This is a genomic window from Achromobacter sp. 1011791174 (assembly GCF_059760925.1).
This window is the reverse complement of record NZ_JCBANH010000050.1, coordinates 1-15330: the sequence shown is the minus strand read 5'-3', so window position 1 is coordinate 15330 and position 15330 is coordinate 1. Positions and strand designations below refer to the sequence as shown.

Below are 15330 nucleotides of genomic sequence, written 5' to 3'. Positions count from 1 at the left end.
CGCTTCCCCCTCCAGGGGGGCACCACGGCGGACCGGCAAAGCCGGCACCGCGTGGCCTGGATGGAGCGAGACCTGTGATGTATGTCGCGGGTATGTTGGTCTACTGATTTATTAAGGGAGCATTGGGCAATGTCCTTGCTGAGCATTTTCAACATCGCCGGTTCGGCGCTCAACGCGCAGTCGCAGCGCATGAACGTGGCCGCCAGCAATATGGCCAACGCCGACAGCGTCGTCGGTCCCGACGGCCAGCCGTACCGCGCCCGCCAGGTCGTGTTTCAGGTAGATCCGGCGCCGAACCAGGCGCTGGGGCAGGAAATCGGCGGCGTGCGCGTGGCCGGCGTGGTCCAGGACCCGTCGCCGCTCAAGATGGTCTACGACCCCAAGCATCCGATGGCCAATCCGCAGGGCTACGTCAGCATGCCCAACGTGGATCCGGTGGCCGAAACCGTGAATATGATCGCCGCGTCGCGTTCCTATCAGGCCAACGTGGAGGTGCTCAACACCGCCAAGAGCCTGATGCAGAAAACGCTGACCATCGGCCAATCCTGATCCCCATTCCGCGCGCCGCGCCGCCCGCGCGGGATAACCAGAGAACGAGTTCATGACCGTAATCGACCAATCCACCAGCAAGACCGGGCTGGGCCTGGCGCAGACCGGCGCCAGTGGCCTGAACACCGCCCAGGGCCTGCAGGATCAGTTCCTCAAGCTGCTGATCACGCAGATGAAGAACCAGGATCCGCTGAACCCGATGCAGAACGCCGAACTGACGTCCCAGCTGGCGCAGATCTCGACGGTCGAAGGCATCACCAACCTGAAGAACACGCTGCTGTCGATTGGCGGCCAGATCGACGTGTCGCAATCGATGAACGCCGTGGCCATGATCGGCAAGGGCGTGCTGGTGCCCGGCTCCAAGGTCAAGGTCGGGGTGGATGCACAGAACCCCGAGGGCCGCGTGGTCACGCCTTACGGCATCGACCTGCAGAAGGACGCCGCCAAGGTTCAGGTCCGCATCTCGGACGCCAACGGCGCCGTGATCCGCACGATGGAACTGGGCGAGAAGAAGGTCGGCGTCTACACGCTGGACTGGGACGGCAAGAACGACGCGGGCGTGCCGATGGAAGCGGGCGCCTACACGGTGTCGGTCACCGCCTCGGACGCCGAGGGCAAGAAGGTCGCCGCCGAAATGCTGAGCTACGGCAAGGTCAAGAGCGTGGCTTACTCGACCAACGGCCTGCGACTGGACCTGGGCCTGGACGGCCAGACCAGCATGCTGGATGTGCGCAAGGTGATCGGCGCCTGAGCGCCGCATTCGTACCCCTATATATATAGACACAGGCGCCGGCGCGGACGCGGCGGTTTCGGACTACTAGGAATCAGCGAGAGAAAACATGGGCTTCGGACAAGGATTGAGCGGCTTGAACGCCGCTGCGCAGAACCTGGACGTGATCGGCAACAACATCGCCAACTCGGGCACCGTCGGCTTCAAGTCCGGCTCGGCCACGTTCGCGGACGTCTACGCCAGCTCGCGCGTGGGCCTGGGCACGAAGGTGTCCGGCATCACGCAGCGTTTCACCGTGGGCACGATCAACGGCGGCGGGGGCGAATATGACATTGCCATCGACGGCCCCAAGGGCATGTTCCGCGTCACCGATTCCGGCGGCGGGGTGATGTACACCCGCAACGGCGAATTCCAGGTCGACAAGAATAACTTCATCGTCAACGCCCAGGGCTACCGCCTGACCGGCTACCCGGCCAACGCGATCGGCGCCAACCCGGTGGAGCTGCAACTGCCCACCGCGAACGTGGCGCCCAAGGCCACCAGCACCGCCACCAGCGTGGCCAACCTGGACGCCAACGCCAAGGTGATCTACGCGACCACCACCGTGGTCTCGCCGGCCGTGCCCGGCAGCGTGACGCTGGGCGCCAATTCCTACACGTTCACCAAGGGCGCCGGCGGCACGCTGACCTGGACGGCGGTCACCGGCGGGGCTCCGGTCCCGCCGACCGACGGCACTTACGGCACCGCGCCCAATACGGTGACGCTTACCGGCGGCCAGGTGACCGGCGGCAACCTGAACCTGATCCCCGGCTTCGTCGACTACACGGCCGCCGTGACTGAGATCGGCAAGCCCTTCGATCCCAAGCTCACCAACAGCTACACCAACGCCTCGCCCATGACGGTCTATGACTCGCTGGGCAACTCGCACCAGGTGATGCAGTACTTCGTCAAGCGCCCCGCCGACGCCGCGGGCAACAGCGTCTACGAGGTCTACTATTCGATCGACGGCCAGGCCATGGCGCCGACCACGCAAGCCGGCGGCGTCTGGGGCAACCCGACGCAGTTCACCTTCAACAAGGCCGGCGTGATGACCAGCGCCACCACGGTGAACCTGACCTTCGCCAATCCGGGCGGCGCCACCACGCCGGCCAACCCGCTGAACATCGCCATCAACTACACCGGCACCACGCAGTACGGCAGCCCGTATGCGTTCAAGGGCACCCCGGACGGCTATACCTCGGGCGAGTTCCGCGGCATCAGCATCAACCCGGACGGCAGCCTGATGGCCGACTACACCAACGGCCAGAACGCCAACGTCGGCACCATCGTGCTGGCTGACTTCGCCAACCTGCAGGGCCTGCAGCCGATCGGCAACAACGCCTGGAAGGAAACCGGCGCGTCCGGCCAGCCGATTCTGGGTCAGCCGGGCAACAACGGCCTGTCCAAGGTGGTGGGCCAGGCGACCGAGGCCTCCAACGTGGACATGAGCAAGGAACTGGTCAACATGATCATCGCGCAGCGCACCTACCAGGCGAACTCGCAGACGATTAAGACCCAGAACGAAATCATGCAGGTCTTGATGAATATCAAGTAGAGCCCACCCCCGCAGCGCCTGCGGCGCTTCCCCCTCAAGGGGGCGCCGACGGCGGACCGGCGGAGCCGGATCCGCGCGGCCTGGATTGTGGGGCGGCGGTTGCTGGCGGAGAGTACCTCTGCGTTTGAAATAGAAAGGCCGCGCGGTCTGCGGCCACGGAATAGACGAATGGATCGGATTATTTACACCGCCATGAACGGCGCGGCGCGGATCACGGAGCATCAGTCCGTGCTCGCCAACAACATGGCCAACGTGAACACGACGGGCTTTCGCGAGCAGATCGCGATGTACCGCTCGGTGCCGGTGACGGACGGCGTGAGCCTGCCGACGCGCGTCTCGACCGTGGCCTCCACGCCGCGCAACAACTTCGAGATGGGCAATATGCAGACCACGGGCCGCGAGATGGACGTGGCGCTGGCCAGCTCCAACGGCTGGTTCGCGGTGCAGACGCCCCAGGGCGAGGCCTACACGCGCGGCGGCAGCCTGCAGGTGGGCATCAACGGCCAGCTGCAGACCTCGTTGGGCCAGCCCATCGTGTCCGATCAGGGCGGCGTGATCGACGTGCCCGACCAGGCCGCGCTGACCATCTCCCCGGACGGCACCATCACCGCCATCGGCGCGGGCGACGCGCCGAACAATATCCTGAACCTGGGCCGGATCAAGATGACCAGCCTGCCCGAGGCGCAGCTGGTGCACGGCGACGACGGCGTGTTCCGTCTGGCGCCGGTGAACGGCCAGCCGGCGCCGCCGTCGCAGGTGGATCCGTCCCTGCGGCTGCTGTCCGGCGTGCTGGAAGGCAGCAACACCAATCCGATGACCGCCATGGTCGGCATGATCGAGAACGCCCGCCGCTTCGAGCAGCAGATGCAGGTGCTCCAGCACGCTGACCGCAACGCCGAGCGCGCGAACGGCATCCTGTCCGCCGGCGCCTGAACCGAATAACCCATTGCACGAGCGGCCCCGGGGCCGCCGACCCAGGAGTACCAAATCATGATGCGTTCGCTGTGGATCGCCAAGACCGGCCTGGAAGGGCAGCAGACCTCCATGGACGTCATTTCCAACAACCTGGCCAACGTCGCGACCAACGGTTTCAAGCGCGGCCGCGCCGTGTTCCAGGACCTGATGTACCAGACGCTGCGCCAGCCCGGCGCCCAGGTGGGCGACGCCGCCCAGCTGCCCTCGGGCCTGCAACTGGGCACCGGCGCGCGCGTGGCCGCGACCGAGCGCATCCACACCACCGGCGGTCTGAACAACACTGGCGGCGAACTGGACATCGCCATCAACGGCCGCGGCTTCCTGCAAGTCGAGCTGCCGGACGGCACCCAGGCCTACACCCGCGACGGCGCGCTGCAGCGCAACCAGAACGGCCAGCTGACCACGGTCAGCGGCTATGTGATCCAGCCGCCGATGAACGTGCCGGACAACGCACTGTCGATCTCCATCGGCAACGACGGCATCGTCACCGTGACCCAGCCCGGCGCGGCCGGCATCAACGTGCAGATCGGCCAGCTGCAGATCGCCACCTTCATCAACCCGACCGGCCTGCAGAGCGTCGGCGAGAACCTGTACCTGGAAACCGACGCCTCCGGCCCGGCCAACCTGCTGCAGCCGGGCGTGGACGGCGCCGGCTCGATCCTGCACAAGTACGTGGAAACCTCCAACGTCAACGTGGCCGAAGAGCTGGTGAACATGATCACCACCCAGCGCGCCTATGAAATGAACAGCAAGGCCGTCAAGACGTCCGATGAAATGCTGGCCCGCCTGACCCAACTGTGATGTCGATGTCTGTACTGCGCCTGGTTTCGAGTGCGGCCCTGGCTTTGCTGGTGGCCGGTTGCGCCATGATTCCGCCGGAGCCGGTGGTGACGGGGCCGACCACGGCCGCGCCGCCGCCGCCGCCCTCGACGCCGGCGCAGCCCACCGGCTCGATCTACCAGCCCACCGCCTACGGCAACTATCCGCTGTTCGAGGATCGCCGTCCGCGCAACGTGGGCGACATCGTGACGATCGTGCTCAACGAACGCACCAACGCGTCCAAGAACGTCGCCACCAACACCAACCGCAGCGGCTCGGCCAATCTGGGCATCGCGGCGGCGCCGTCCTTCATGGACAGCTGGGCCAACGCCAACCTGAACACCGACGCCAAGGGCGGCAACGTGTCGCAGGGCAAGGGCGACAGCACGGCCAACAACGCCTTCACCGGCACCATCACCACCACGGTGGTGGGCGTGATGTCCAATGGCAACCTGCAGGTCGCCGGCGAAAAGCAGATCGCGATCAACCGTGGCAGCGAGTATGTCCGCTTCTCGGGCGTGGTCGATCCGCGCTCGATCACCGGCACCAACACGGTATCGTCCACGCAGGTGGCCGATGCCCGCATCGAGTACCGCAGCAAGGGCGTCATGGACGAGGTCCAGACCATGGGCTGGCTGCAGCGCTTCTTCCTGATTGCCTCGCCTTTCTGATGAGACAAAGCCCACCCCCGAAGCGCTGCGCGCTTCCCCCTCAAGGGGGCGCCGCCGCGGACCCGCAAAGCCGGCTCCGCGCGGCCCCGCTCGTGACGGCCCCGGCTTGTCGTGGCCGCATTTCCGGTGGCATGCAGGGCTATGGATTATTGACATGAAATACTCGAATCCTTTTTTCCGCCTGCTTGCCCGTACCTGCCTCGCGGCCAGCCTGCTGGCCGGCGCCGGCGCGGCGCAGGCCGAACGGCTCAAGGATCTGGCCTCGATCCAGGGCGTGCGCGGCAACCAGCTGATCGGCTACGGCCTGGTGGTCGGCCTGGATGGCAGCGGCGACCAGGTGCGCCAGACGCCGTTCACCCAGCAGAGCCTGACCAACATGCTGTCGCAGCTGGGCATCACCGTGCCCGCCGGCAGCAACATGCAGTTGAAGAACGTGGCGGCGGTGATGGTCACGGCCACGCTGCCGGCCTTCGCACGGCCCGGTCAGACGATGGACGTGGTGGTGTCCTCCATGGGCAACGCCAAGAGCCTGCGCGGCGGCACGCTGCTGATGACCCCGCTCAAGGGCGCGGACAGCCAGGTCTACGCCATCGCCCAGGGCAACATCCTGGTCGGCGGCGCGGGCGCCTCGGCCGGTGGTTCCAGCGTGCAGATCAACCAGCTCAACGGCGGTCGCATCAGCGGCGGCGCCATCATCGAGCGCGGCGTGCCAACCACGTTCGCGCGCGACGGCTATATCTACCTGGAAATGAACAACACCGACTTCGGCACCGCGCAGAACGTCGTGACGGCGCTGAACCGCAAGTTCGGCCAGGGCACGGCGACCGCGCTGGACGGCCGGGTGGTGCAGGTGCGCACGCCCATGGAGCAGTCGGCCCAGGCCCGCTTCCTGTCCCAGATCGAGGACGTGCAGGTCGCGCGCGCGCCCACCGTGGCCAAGGTCATCATCAACGCCCGCACCGGCTCGGTGGTCATGAACCGCACCGTGATGATCGAGGAAGCGGCAGTGGCCCACGGCAACCTGTCGGTCATCATCAACCGCCAGAATCAGGTGTCGCAACCCGACACGCCCTTCACCCAAGGGGAGACCGTGGTGGTGCCGAACACGCAGATCGAGGTGCGCCAGGAAAACGGCTCGCTGCAGCGCGTGAACACCAGCGCCAACCTGGCCGACGTGGTCAAGGGCCTGAACGCGCTGGGCGCCACGCCGCAGGACCTGCTGGCCATCCTGCAGGCCATGAAGTCCGCCGGCGCGCTGCGCGCCGAACTCGAGATTATTTAATGGAAAAGCCCACCCCCGAAGCGCTGCGCGCTTCCCCCTCGAAGGGGGCGCCGCGGCGGACCGGCAAAGCCGGATCCGCGCGGCCCCGTGGGCACAATGGATAACTGACGTCATGACCTATACCAATGGCGCGGCAGGACGGGCGGGGCGACAGGAATCGGTCTTCGACCTGGGCCGCCTGTCGGACCTGAAGCGCGACGTCAAGCACGATCCCGACGGCACCGCGCAGCAGAAGCAGGTCGCCAAGCAGTTCGAGGCGCTGTTCCTGCAGATGATGCTCAAGCGCATGCGCGAGGCCACGCCCAAGGAAGGGCTGTTCGATTCGCAGCAGTCGCAGATGATGCAATCCATGGCCGACGAGCAGCTGGCGCTGCATCTGGCCACGCCGGGCATCGGCCTGTCGCAGGCCATCCTGGGGCAGATGAAACAAGGCAAGCCAGGCGAGTTGTCGGCCGACGCCGTCAAGCGCATCGGCCAGGGCTCGGATCTGGACTACGCCACGGGCGGCTCGCGCCAGGTGTCGGCGCTGCTGGGCGTGTTGCGCAACAACCGCGCCAGCGACCGCGCCATGGCGGCGGCCGAGGGCGCGCCGGAGCATGTGGTCAGCTTCGTGTCGCGCATGTCGCACGCGGCCAATCTGGCGGCGCAGCAATCGGGCGTGCCGGCCCGTGTGATCCTGGGCCAGGCGGCGCTGGAATCGGGCTGGGGCCAGCGCGAGATCAAGCATCCGGATGGTCGCACCAGCCACAACCTGTTTGGCATCAAGGCCGGCGCCGGCTGGAAGGGGCAGGTGGTGCACGTGCTCACGACCGAATACGAAGACGGCGTGGCGAAAAAGGTGACGCAACCTTTCCGCGCTTACTCGTCTTATGAGGAATCGTTCGCCGACTACGCGCGTCTGATCGGCAACAGTCCGCGCTATGAGACGGTGGCGCAGGCGCGCAGCGAAGTCGAGGCGGCGCGCCGCATCCAGAACTCGGGCTACGCGACCGATCCGCAGTACGCGCAGAAGCTGATTGGCATCATGAATCAGCTGCGAGGCGCGCCGCGCGGCGCATCTACGCAAAAACCCGAAGGGCTCTAAATTTTGACGAATTCTCGCCGTTAAGCAGGTATCCACACCTTCAGCAGCGGTTACAAACGGGGCGATGTCAGCATGAATCTGTATAAATTGGCGTTGGGCGGTCTGAACGCTGCGCAGGCGGGCATCGCCACGACCAGCCACAATATCAACAACTCCACCACGGTCGGCTACAACCGCCAGCGCGTCATGACCTCGACCGCCGGCGCCCAGGCCACCAGCAACGGCTTCATCGGGCGCGGCGTCCAGGTGGACACCGTCGTGCGCAGCTACGACAGCTTCCTGTACAAGCAACTGGTCGGCGCGCAGGGTAGCGGCGCCCAGTTGCAGACGCAGTTCGATCAGATTTCGCAGGTCAACAACCTGTTCGCGGATCGCACCGTCGGCATCGCGCCGGCGCTTTCGGGCTTCTTCACCGGCGTGAACACGGCCGCCAATGCACCCGCCGACCCGGCCGCGCGCTCGGACATGCTGGGCAAGTCCAACAGCCTGGCGACCCAGATCCGTTCGGCTTACCAGGAAATGCAGAACCAGCGCCTGGGCCTGAACACCCAGGTCGGCACCGTGGTCGAACAGGCCAACAGCTACCTGGCCCGCATCAATGACCTGAACGAGCAGATCTCCGCCGCCCGTTCCAAGGCCGGCGGCCAGCCGCCCAACGACCTGATGGACCAGCGCGACCAGGCCGTTTCCGAATTGAACCAATTGGTGGGCATCACCACCTACGAGCAGGGCGACAAGCTCAATATCTCGTTGGCTTCCGGCGGTCAGGCGCTGCTGTCGGGCCAGACCATTTACCCGCTCCAGGCGGTGTCCTCGTCCAAGGACATCAGCCGCACCGTGGTGGCTTACACGCTGCCGGCCGGTTCCGGCGGCAAGACCGTCACGGTCGAGCTGGGCGATACCGAAGTCACCGGCGGCAAGCTGGGCGGCCTGCTGCAGTTCCGCGCCAGCTCGCTGGACGTGATGCAGAGCCAGCTCGGCCAGATGGCCGTGGGCCTGGCGCTGTCGTTCAATGAGCAGCACAAGCTGGGCCTGGACCAGAACGGCAATCCCGGTGGCGACTATTTCAGCATCGGCCAGCCCCAAGGCGTGCCGAATGCGCAGAACAAGAGCAACGCCCAGATTTCGGGCACCTTCGGCACGGTGGGCAACATCAATGCCAAGGACTACGACATTACCTTCGACGGCACCAACTACATGGTGACGCGCCTGCCCGAGGGCTCGCAGGTCTATAACGGCCCGGCCACGGGCACGCCGCCGACCGCCACGCTGGACCTGGACGCCGAGATGGGCGTGCGCCTGACGATCTCCGCACCGCCGCAGGCCGGCGACAAGTGGTCGCTGTCGCCGACGCGCGACGCGGCGCGCGATCTCAAGGTGGCGATCACCGATCCCAACAAGATCGCCCTGGCCGACACCACGGGCGGCAACGCCAATGGCAAGAACGGCCTGAAGCTGGCGCAGCTGCAGACGGCCAAGGTCCTGGACCGCAGCTCCACCAGCATCAATGAAATGTTCTCGCGGGTGGTCAACACCGTCGGCGTGCAGACGCAGCAGATCAAGGCGGCGGCCACGGCGCAGGCCAACCTGATCACGCAGAAGCAGGCCGCGCAGCAGAACGTTTCGGGCGTGAACCTGAACGAGGAATACGTCAGCCTGTCGCAGTATCAGGAACAGTATCAGGCCAGCGCCCGCATCATCGACGTGGCCAGCACCATGTTCGATACGCTGCTGGGCCTGCGCGGCTGAGCAAGGCCGATGGCCGCTACACGATAAGCAATAGATAAAGATATTCGGAGCTTCACCATGCGCCTGAGCACCTCCATGATGTACGCGAACGGCCTGAAGGGCGTTCTTTCTCAGGAAACGGACATGAACCGCCTGGTCGAGCAGATCGGCAGCGGCCGCAAGTTCCTGACGCCGGCGGACGATCCGCTGGCCGCCGCGCTGTCGATCAACGTGGCGCAGACGCAGAGCATGAACGCCACTTACCAGCTCAACCGCAACACGGCCAAGACCAATCTGGGACAGGAAAGCAATGTCCTGGATTCGGTCACCACGGCGCTGGCGGATGTGCGTACCCGCGTGGTGCAGGCCGGCAACGGCACCTTTTCGGACAGTGACCGCCAGGCGCTGTCGACCGCGCTCAAGAGCGCCCGCGAAGCGCTGCTCGGACTGGCCAACAGCACCGACGGCAATGGCCAATACATGTTCTCGGGCTACCAGGGCAGCGCGGCGCCTTACGCGCAGAACGCGGCCGGCCAGATCGTGTACAGCGGCGCCACCGGCGAACGCACCATCCAGGTTGATCAATCGCGCCAGATGTCCACCAGCGACCTGGGCAAGGATATCTTCAGCCGGGCGAACCCCGGCGCGCAGGGTTACGTCAGCTCGGCCGCGCCCGGCAATACCGGCACGGCCCAGTTCAGCACGGCTTCCATCACGCCGGGTGGCGCCAACGTAGGCAAGAATTTCAGCGTGGCATTTGAGGCGGATCCGGCCACGGGCGCCATCGGCTATCGCGTCACGACCACCGATCCGACCGGCGCCACGCCGCCCGTCATCAATCCGGCGCCACCGGCGTCCCCCACCGCTTACACGGATGGCGCGGCGATCGATTTCGGCGGCGTGTCCGTCGTCATCAAGGGCAAGCCGCAGATCGGCGACATCATCAACGTCGAGAACATTCAGTCGGCCAACGTCGATGTGTTCAACACGTTGGACAATCTTATCAAGACGCTGGATGCGCCGATCGCCGGTGACGAGAAGGCGCTGGCCAAGCTGGCCAATGACCTGGCCACCGCCAACAAGAAGCTGTCCACCACCTACGACAACGTGCTGACGGTGTCGGCCTCGGTTGGCGCGCGCCTGAATGAGATCGAGGCGCTGGACGCCACGGGTACGGAGAAGGGCCTGGCCTATTCCAAGTCCCTGTTGGATCTGGAAGGTCTGGACTACTACTCGGGCGCCAGCCAGCTGGCCTTCCGCCAGGTGGCGCTGCAGGCCGCGTCGGCGGCATTCATGACGATCCAGGGATCGAGCCTGTTCAGCCGCAAGTAATGCGCAGTACCCGTCGGGTCCAGGTGCCCGGCGGCCCGAAGGGCCCAGACGGACGCTGCCGGCGCCACGCCGGGGCGTCCGTGTCTGCGTGCGGCGGGAGAAATCGCAGTTTCACGTTGCCTAACGTTCGGAAGTTCCATGCTTGTCAATTTAAAAGTCCGCACATGTATCGTCCTGGTGCTCGTGTTGTTCACCGGCGCCATGTTCATCTCCAACGGCGTGGCCTGGATGGGGTTGAATTCCAGCAACGAAAAGCTGGAGCAGATCAACAAGGCCTATGGCGATCAGGCCTCGCAGCTGAGCCGCGCGTACAGCGTCTTCCTGCGCGCGCGGCTGGTGCTGAGCACCTCGCTGATGGACATGCAGCAGGGCAAGACCGAGCAGGCCGGCGCCCAGGCCAAGCGTTCGGAAGGCCTGATGCAGGACGGGCACAAGATGCTGGACACCTTCCGCAAGGTGCCGCGCCTGCCGGGCTCGGAGGCGCAGGCCGCCGCGCTGGAAACCGCCTTCAAGGAATTCGACGGCGTGGTCAAGCGCCAGGCCGCCGCGCTGACCAGCATGGCGATCCAGGACTATCTGGACCTGAACGATACGGCCAGCGCCGCCAACAGCAAGTTCCGCGAAGCGATCGACGGCTATCTGGCCTACGTCGACGCGCATACCGACGCGCTGGCCGCGCGCGCCGAGAGCGACCACAACACCGCCCGCATGGTCACCATCGCCATGCTGGCGATCGCGGTGATCCTGGCGTTGGGTTGCTGGGTGTTCATCAACCGCACGGTGCTGCGTCCGCTGCATGAGGCGGGCGGCCATTTCGACAAGATCGCCGGCGGCGATTTCACCGGCCGCGTCGAGGTGCGCAGCACCAATGAGATTGGCTCGCTGTTCGCCGCGATCAAGCGCATGCAGGAGAGCCTGACGCGCACGGTGTCGGCGGTGCGTCGCGGCGTGGACGAGATCAACGTGGGTTCGCGCGAGATCTCGGCGGGCAACACGGACCTGTCCAGCCGCACCGAGCAGCAGGCGGCCTCTCTGGAAGAGACGGCGGCCTCGATGGAGCAGCTGGCCTCGACCGTCAAGCAGAACGCGGACAACGCACGTCAGGCCAATCAGCTGGCGGCCAGCGCGTCGGACGTGGCCGAGCGGGGCGGTTCGGCGGTGTCGGAAGTGGTGACGACGATGCAGGCGATCTCGGCCAGCTCGCGCAAGATTTCCGAGATCGTGTCGGTGATCGATGGTATTGCGTTCCAGACCAACATCCTGGCGCTGAACGCGGCGGTGGAAGCGGCGCGGGCGGGCGAGCAAGGCAAGGGCTTCGCGGTGGTGGCGGGCGAAGTGCGCTCGCTGGCGCAGCGCAGCGCGCAGGCGGCCAAGGAGATCAAGGGCCTGATCGAGGATTCGGTCGGCAAGGTCGGCGCCGGTTCGCAGCAGGTGGAGCGCGCGGGCGCGACGATGCAGGAGATCGTGGCGTCGGTCAAGCGCGTGACGGACATCATGGGCGAGATCTCGGCGGCGTCGGAAGAGCAGTCCAGCGGCATCGATCAGGTCAATCGCGCGGTGTCGCAGATGGACGAGGTGACGCAGCAGAACGCGGCGCTGGTGGAAGAGGCCGCGGCTGCCGCGGGCTCGCTGCAGGAACAGGCGCAGCGCCTGGCCGAGGCGGTGGCGGTGTTCAAGATCAACGCCGGCGAGGTCATCGACGTGCCGGCCCAGCAGCTGGCGCAACAGCGCCGCGCGCCGCGCGTCGCCGCGGCGGCAGCGGCGCCGGTGGCGCCGAAGGAAGCCAGGGAGCCGGCGATCGAACCGCCGCAGCCGCCGGCGGAACCGCCCAAGCCGGCGCCGCGCGTGACGCAGACCGCCCGGGTCAAGCCGGCCGCCGAGGCCGCTTCGACCGTGAGGCCCTTGCGCCGTCCGGCCGCCCGCAAGGCCGAGGCGACCGACGTGACGCCGGTGACGCCCGCCGCGCCGTCCGCCAGCCGCCGCGCGCCGCCGGCGGACGATGATTGGGAGTCTTTCTGACGAGCGTTCCGCGTCCTGGCATTGAATAAGCAGTAGAACAAATCCCTTTTACGTCTTGGTGGTCACAGCGGGCCGCCAGCGCGATTACTGGAATCAAAGAAATGCTTAGCAATCTGAAAGTGCGCACCGGCTTGATGCTGGCCCAGCTGGCCGTCGTCGCCGCAGCGCTGGTGGCGATCGTGCTGGGGTGGAGCAGCATGCAGTCCAGCGCCGAAGCCATCAATGACCTGGATCGTCTGAGCGTCCAGCAGAGCAGCATCATCAAGGACGTATATACGCAGATGCTGCGCGCGACCATCCGCGCCGACATCGCCGCCGCCCAGCGCGCCAGCGGCGACGCGGCGGGCGCCGCCGAGAACTCCCGCATCGTGCAGGAACTGATGGCCGACGCGAAGAAGAAGATCGACGCATTCAAGAATATTCCGAAGCTGACCGAGCTGGCCAAGAAGTCCGAGGGCGAATTGATTTCGACCTTCGGCAATTTCGCCGAATCGCTGGAAGCGATGATGGCGGCGCTGAACAAGGGCGACGCGGCCGAGTATCTGAAGCTGAAGAACAGCAAGACGGCCGCGGCCAGCGGCGCCTTTTCCAAGAGCCTGAACGAGTTCAGCAAGAACATCACCGAATACAGCAACGATCTGGTCGCCTCGGCGCAAAGCCGCACCGCGACCATGGGCGTGGTCTATGCCGCGCTGGCGCTGCTGCTCATCGCCGTGTCGCTGGGCGCGTTCCTGTTCATGAACCGCGTCATCCTGCGGCCGTTGCGCTCGGTCGGCGAAAGCTTCGACAAGATCGCCGCCGGCGACCTGACCACCCGCGTGGAGGTCAACTCCACGAACGAGATCGGCCAGCTGTTCGCGGCGGTCAAGCGCATGCAGGAGAGCCTGACGCGCACGGTGTCGGCGGTGCGTCGCGGCGTGGACGAGATCAACGTGGGTTCGCGCGAGATCTCGGCGGGCAACACGGACCTGTCCAGCCGCACCGAAGAGCAGGCGGCCTCGCTGGAAGAGACCGCGGCCTCGATGGAACAGCTGGCCTCGACCGTCAAGCAGAACGCGGACAACGCACGTCAGGCCAATCAGCTGGCGGCCAGCGCGTCGGACGTGGCCGAACGCGGCGGTTCGGCGGTGTCGGAAGTGGTGACGACGATGCAGGCGATCTCGGCCAGCTCGCGCAAGATTTCCGAGATCGTGTCGGTGATCGACGGCATCGCGTTCCAGACCAACATCCTGGCGCTGAACGCGGCGGTGGAAGCGGCGCGGGCGGGCGAGCAGGGCAAGGGCTTCGCGGTGGTGGCGGGCGAAGTGCGCTCGCTGGCGCAGCGCAGCGCGCAGGCGGCCAAGGAGATCAAGGGCCTGATCGAGGATTCGGTCGGCAAGGTCGGCGCCGGTTCGCAGCAGGTGGAGCGCGCGGGCGCGACGATGCAGGAGATCGTGGCGTCGGTCAAGCGCGTGACGGACATCATGGGTGAAATTTCGGCGGCGTCGGAAGAGCAGTCCAGCGGCATCGATCAGGTCAATCGCGCGGTGTCGCAGATGGACGAAGTGACGCAGCAGAACGCGGCGCTGGTGGAAGAGGCGGCGGCTGCCGCGGGCTCGCTGGAGGAACAGGCGCAGCGCCTGGCCGAGGCGGTGGCGGTGTTCAAGATCAACGCCGGCGAAGTCATCGAAGTGCCGGCGCGCCAGTTGGCGCAACAGCGCAGCGCGCCGCGCGTGGCCGCTCGTCCGGCGGCGGCTCCGGCGCAGCCGAAGGAAGAGCCCGCCATCGCGCCGCCCGTGCAGGAACCCGCCGCCGAGCAGGCGCCGGTCCGCGCACCGGCCCGACCCGCCGCGAGGCTCGCGCACGCGGCGCCGCGCGCCAAGCCGGCGGCCGAGGGCGCCACGGCGGCGCGTCCCGCGCGCCGCGCGGCGACGTCGCCCGCATCCACGGACGAGAAACTGCGCCCGGCGCCTGCATCGGCGCCTCGTCGACAGACGCAGCCGGACGATGATTGGGAATCTTTCTGACGCCGGTCGATCCGGCAAATGGGTAGGTATGCGAGGCTATATTCATCTTCTGGCAAGCGCCGCGCTGGCGGCGCTGCTGGCCGGTTGTTCGGCGACGGGACACAACTTCGACCCGGGCAAACTCTCGACCCTGACGCCGGGGAAGACCACGCTGGAAGAGGCCTCGCGCGCGCTCACCGCGCCGCCCGACAAGTACTACAAACAGACCGACGGCACCTTCCTGGCGCTCTGGTCCTTCAAGATCACCTTTGTCCCGGACGGCTTCTACAGCCGCAAGGAAGCGCTGTTGCAGTTCGGCCCTGATGGCCGCCTGCTGCGCCTCGTGGACAGCACCAATATTCTGCTGGAACCTTGGGAGCGTCAGAAGTTGCTGGGACCGGCGCCGCCTCCGGAAGACAATCCGGAGCCGGCTCCCCCCGCGCCGCCGCCCGAGGTGCAAACGATCTCGATACCGGTGCCCTCGGCGCCGCCCGAGCCCGTGCGCAAGAGCGGGGCCGCCAAGTCCTGACATTCCACGGATGACGCCCCGGCCAGGCCGGGG

13 protein-coding genes are annotated in these 15330 nt (G+C 66.5%); all 13 read left to right on the top strand.

Going from position 1 to position 15330, the window contains the following annotated elements; all coding sequences use genetic code 11:
- Nucleotides 1–129 precede the first annotated feature (129 nt).
- The 13 genes from flgC to AC6LJ5_RS17650 all read left to right on the top strand — a co-directional run bounded on the left by flgC (nt 130) and on the right by AC6LJ5_RS17650 (nt 15297).
- A complete protein-coding gene (gene flgC, locus AC6LJ5_RS17710) occupies nt 130–549 on the top strand; it encodes a flagellar basal body rod protein FlgC (protein WP_103274021.1) in 420 nt (139 codons plus the stop codon).
- Nucleotides 550–601: 52 nt separating this feature from the next.
- On the top strand, nt 602–1300 hold the full coding sequence (locus tag AC6LJ5_RS17705; RefSeq protein ID WP_498141158.1) for a flagellar hook capping FlgD N-terminal domain-containing protein: 699 nt from the start codon (nt 602–604) through the stop codon (nt 1298–1300).
- Between the two features lie 88 nt (nt 1301–1388).
- Nucleotides 1389–2873: a flagellar hook-basal body complex protein gene (locus tag AC6LJ5_RS17700; protein WP_498141157.1), complete on the top strand. Its 1485-nt coding sequence runs from the start codon at nt 1389–1391 to the stop codon at nt 2871–2873.
- A gap of 168 nt (nt 2874–3041) precedes the next feature.
- A complete protein-coding gene (locus AC6LJ5_RS17695) occupies nt 3042–3806 on the top strand; it encodes a flagellar basal body rod protein FlgF (RefSeq protein ID WP_212317853.1) in 765 nt (254 codons plus the stop codon).
- 57 nt (nt 3807–3863) lie between these two features.
- Nucleotides 3864–4649 carry a flagellar basal-body rod protein FlgG gene (gene flgG, locus AC6LJ5_RS17690; protein ID WP_103274025.1) on the top strand — a complete coding sequence of 262 codons (786 nt, stop codon included), beginning with the start codon at nt 3864–3866 and terminating at the stop codon, nt 4647–4649.
- Nucleotides 4649–5338 carry a flagellar basal body L-ring protein FlgH gene (locus AC6LJ5_RS17685; RefSeq protein WP_103274026.1) on the top strand — a complete coding sequence of 230 codons (690 nt, stop codon included), beginning with the start codon at nt 4649–4651 and terminating at the stop codon, nt 5336–5338. Before flgG ends, AC6LJ5_RS17685 begins: the two co-directional genes overlap by 1 nt.
- 154 nt (nt 5339–5492) lie before the next feature.
- Entirely contained in the window at nt 5493–6620 is a 1128-nt protein-coding gene (locus AC6LJ5_RS17680) for a flagellar basal body P-ring protein FlgI (protein WP_498141156.1), read from the top strand.
- Between the two features lie 112 nt (nt 6621–6732).
- Entirely contained in the window at nt 6733–7704 is a 972-nt protein-coding gene (gene flgJ / locus AC6LJ5_RS17675; RefSeq protein WP_498141155.1) for a flagellar assembly peptidoglycan hydrolase FlgJ, read from the top strand.
- A 72-nt stretch (nt 7705–7776) separates the two neighbouring features.
- A complete protein-coding gene (gene flgK, locus AC6LJ5_RS17670; protein ID WP_498141154.1) occupies nt 7777–9453 on the top strand; it encodes a flagellar hook-associated protein FlgK in 1677 nt (558 codons plus the stop codon).
- A gap of 57 nt (nt 9454–9510) precedes the next feature.
- Entirely contained in the window at nt 9511–10764 is a 1254-nt protein-coding gene (gene flgL / locus AC6LJ5_RS17665; RefSeq protein ID WP_498141153.1) for a flagellar hook-associated protein FlgL, read from the top strand.
- Between the two features lie 138 nt (nt 10765–10902).
- Entirely contained in the window at nt 10903–12783 is a 1881-nt protein-coding gene (locus AC6LJ5_RS17660; protein ID WP_498141152.1) for a methyl-accepting chemotaxis protein, read from the top strand.
- A gap of 101 nt (nt 12784–12884) precedes the next feature.
- Nucleotides 12885–14789, top strand: a complete 1905-nt coding sequence (locus AC6LJ5_RS17655) for a methyl-accepting chemotaxis protein (protein WP_498141151.1) — start codon at nt 12885–12887, stop codon at nt 14787–14789.
- 28 nt (nt 14790–14817) lie between these two features.
- Nucleotides 14818–15297, top strand: coding sequence for a hypothetical protein (locus AC6LJ5_RS17650; RefSeq protein WP_498141150.1), 480 nt, complete (start codon nt 14818–14820; stop codon nt 15295–15297).
- Nucleotides 15298–15330 lie beyond the last annotated feature (33 nt).

Bases quoted from the DNA above. Each gene is read 5' to 3' on its own strand.
- flgC (WP_103274021.1), top strand. From the start codon at position 130: ATGTCCTTGCTGAGCATTTTCAACATCGCCGGTTCGGCGCTCAACGCG.
- AC6LJ5_RS17705 (WP_498141158.1), top strand. From the start codon at position 602: ATGACCGTAATCGACCAATCCACCAGCAAGACCGGGCTGGGCCTGGCG.
- AC6LJ5_RS17700 (WP_498141157.1), top strand. From the start codon at position 1,389: ATGGGCTTCGGACAAGGATTGAGCGGCTTGAACGCCGCTGCGCAGAAC.
- AC6LJ5_RS17695 (WP_212317853.1), top strand. From the start codon at position 3,042: ATGGATCGGATTATTTACACCGCCATGAACGGCGCGGCGCGGATCACG.
- flgG (WP_103274025.1), top strand. From the start codon at position 3,864: ATGATGCGTTCGCTGTGGATCGCCAAGACCGGCCTGGAAGGGCAGCAG.
- AC6LJ5_RS17685 (WP_103274026.1), top strand. From the start codon at position 4,649: ATGTCGATGTCTGTACTGCGCCTGGTTTCGAGTGCGGCCCTGGCTTTG.
- AC6LJ5_RS17680 (WP_498141156.1), top strand. From the start codon at position 5,493: ATGAAATACTCGAATCCTTTTTTCCGCCTGCTTGCCCGTACCTGCCTC.
- flgJ (WP_498141155.1), top strand. From the start codon at position 6,733: ATGACCTATACCAATGGCGCGGCAGGACGGGCGGGGCGACAGGAATCG.
- flgK (WP_498141154.1), top strand. From the start codon at position 7,777: ATGAATCTGTATAAATTGGCGTTGGGCGGTCTGAACGCTGCGCAGGCG.
- flgL (WP_498141153.1), top strand. From the start codon at position 9,511: ATGCGCCTGAGCACCTCCATGATGTACGCGAACGGCCTGAAGGGCGTT.
- AC6LJ5_RS17660 (WP_498141152.1), top strand. From the start codon at position 10,903: ATGCTTGTCAATTTAAAAGTCCGCACATGTATCGTCCTGGTGCTCGTG.
- AC6LJ5_RS17655 (WP_498141151.1), top strand. From the start codon at position 12,885: ATGCTTAGCAATCTGAAAGTGCGCACCGGCTTGATGCTGGCCCAGCTG.
- AC6LJ5_RS17650 (WP_498141150.1), top strand. From the start codon at position 14,818: ATGCGAGGCTATATTCATCTTCTGGCAAGCGCCGCGCTGGCGGCGCTG.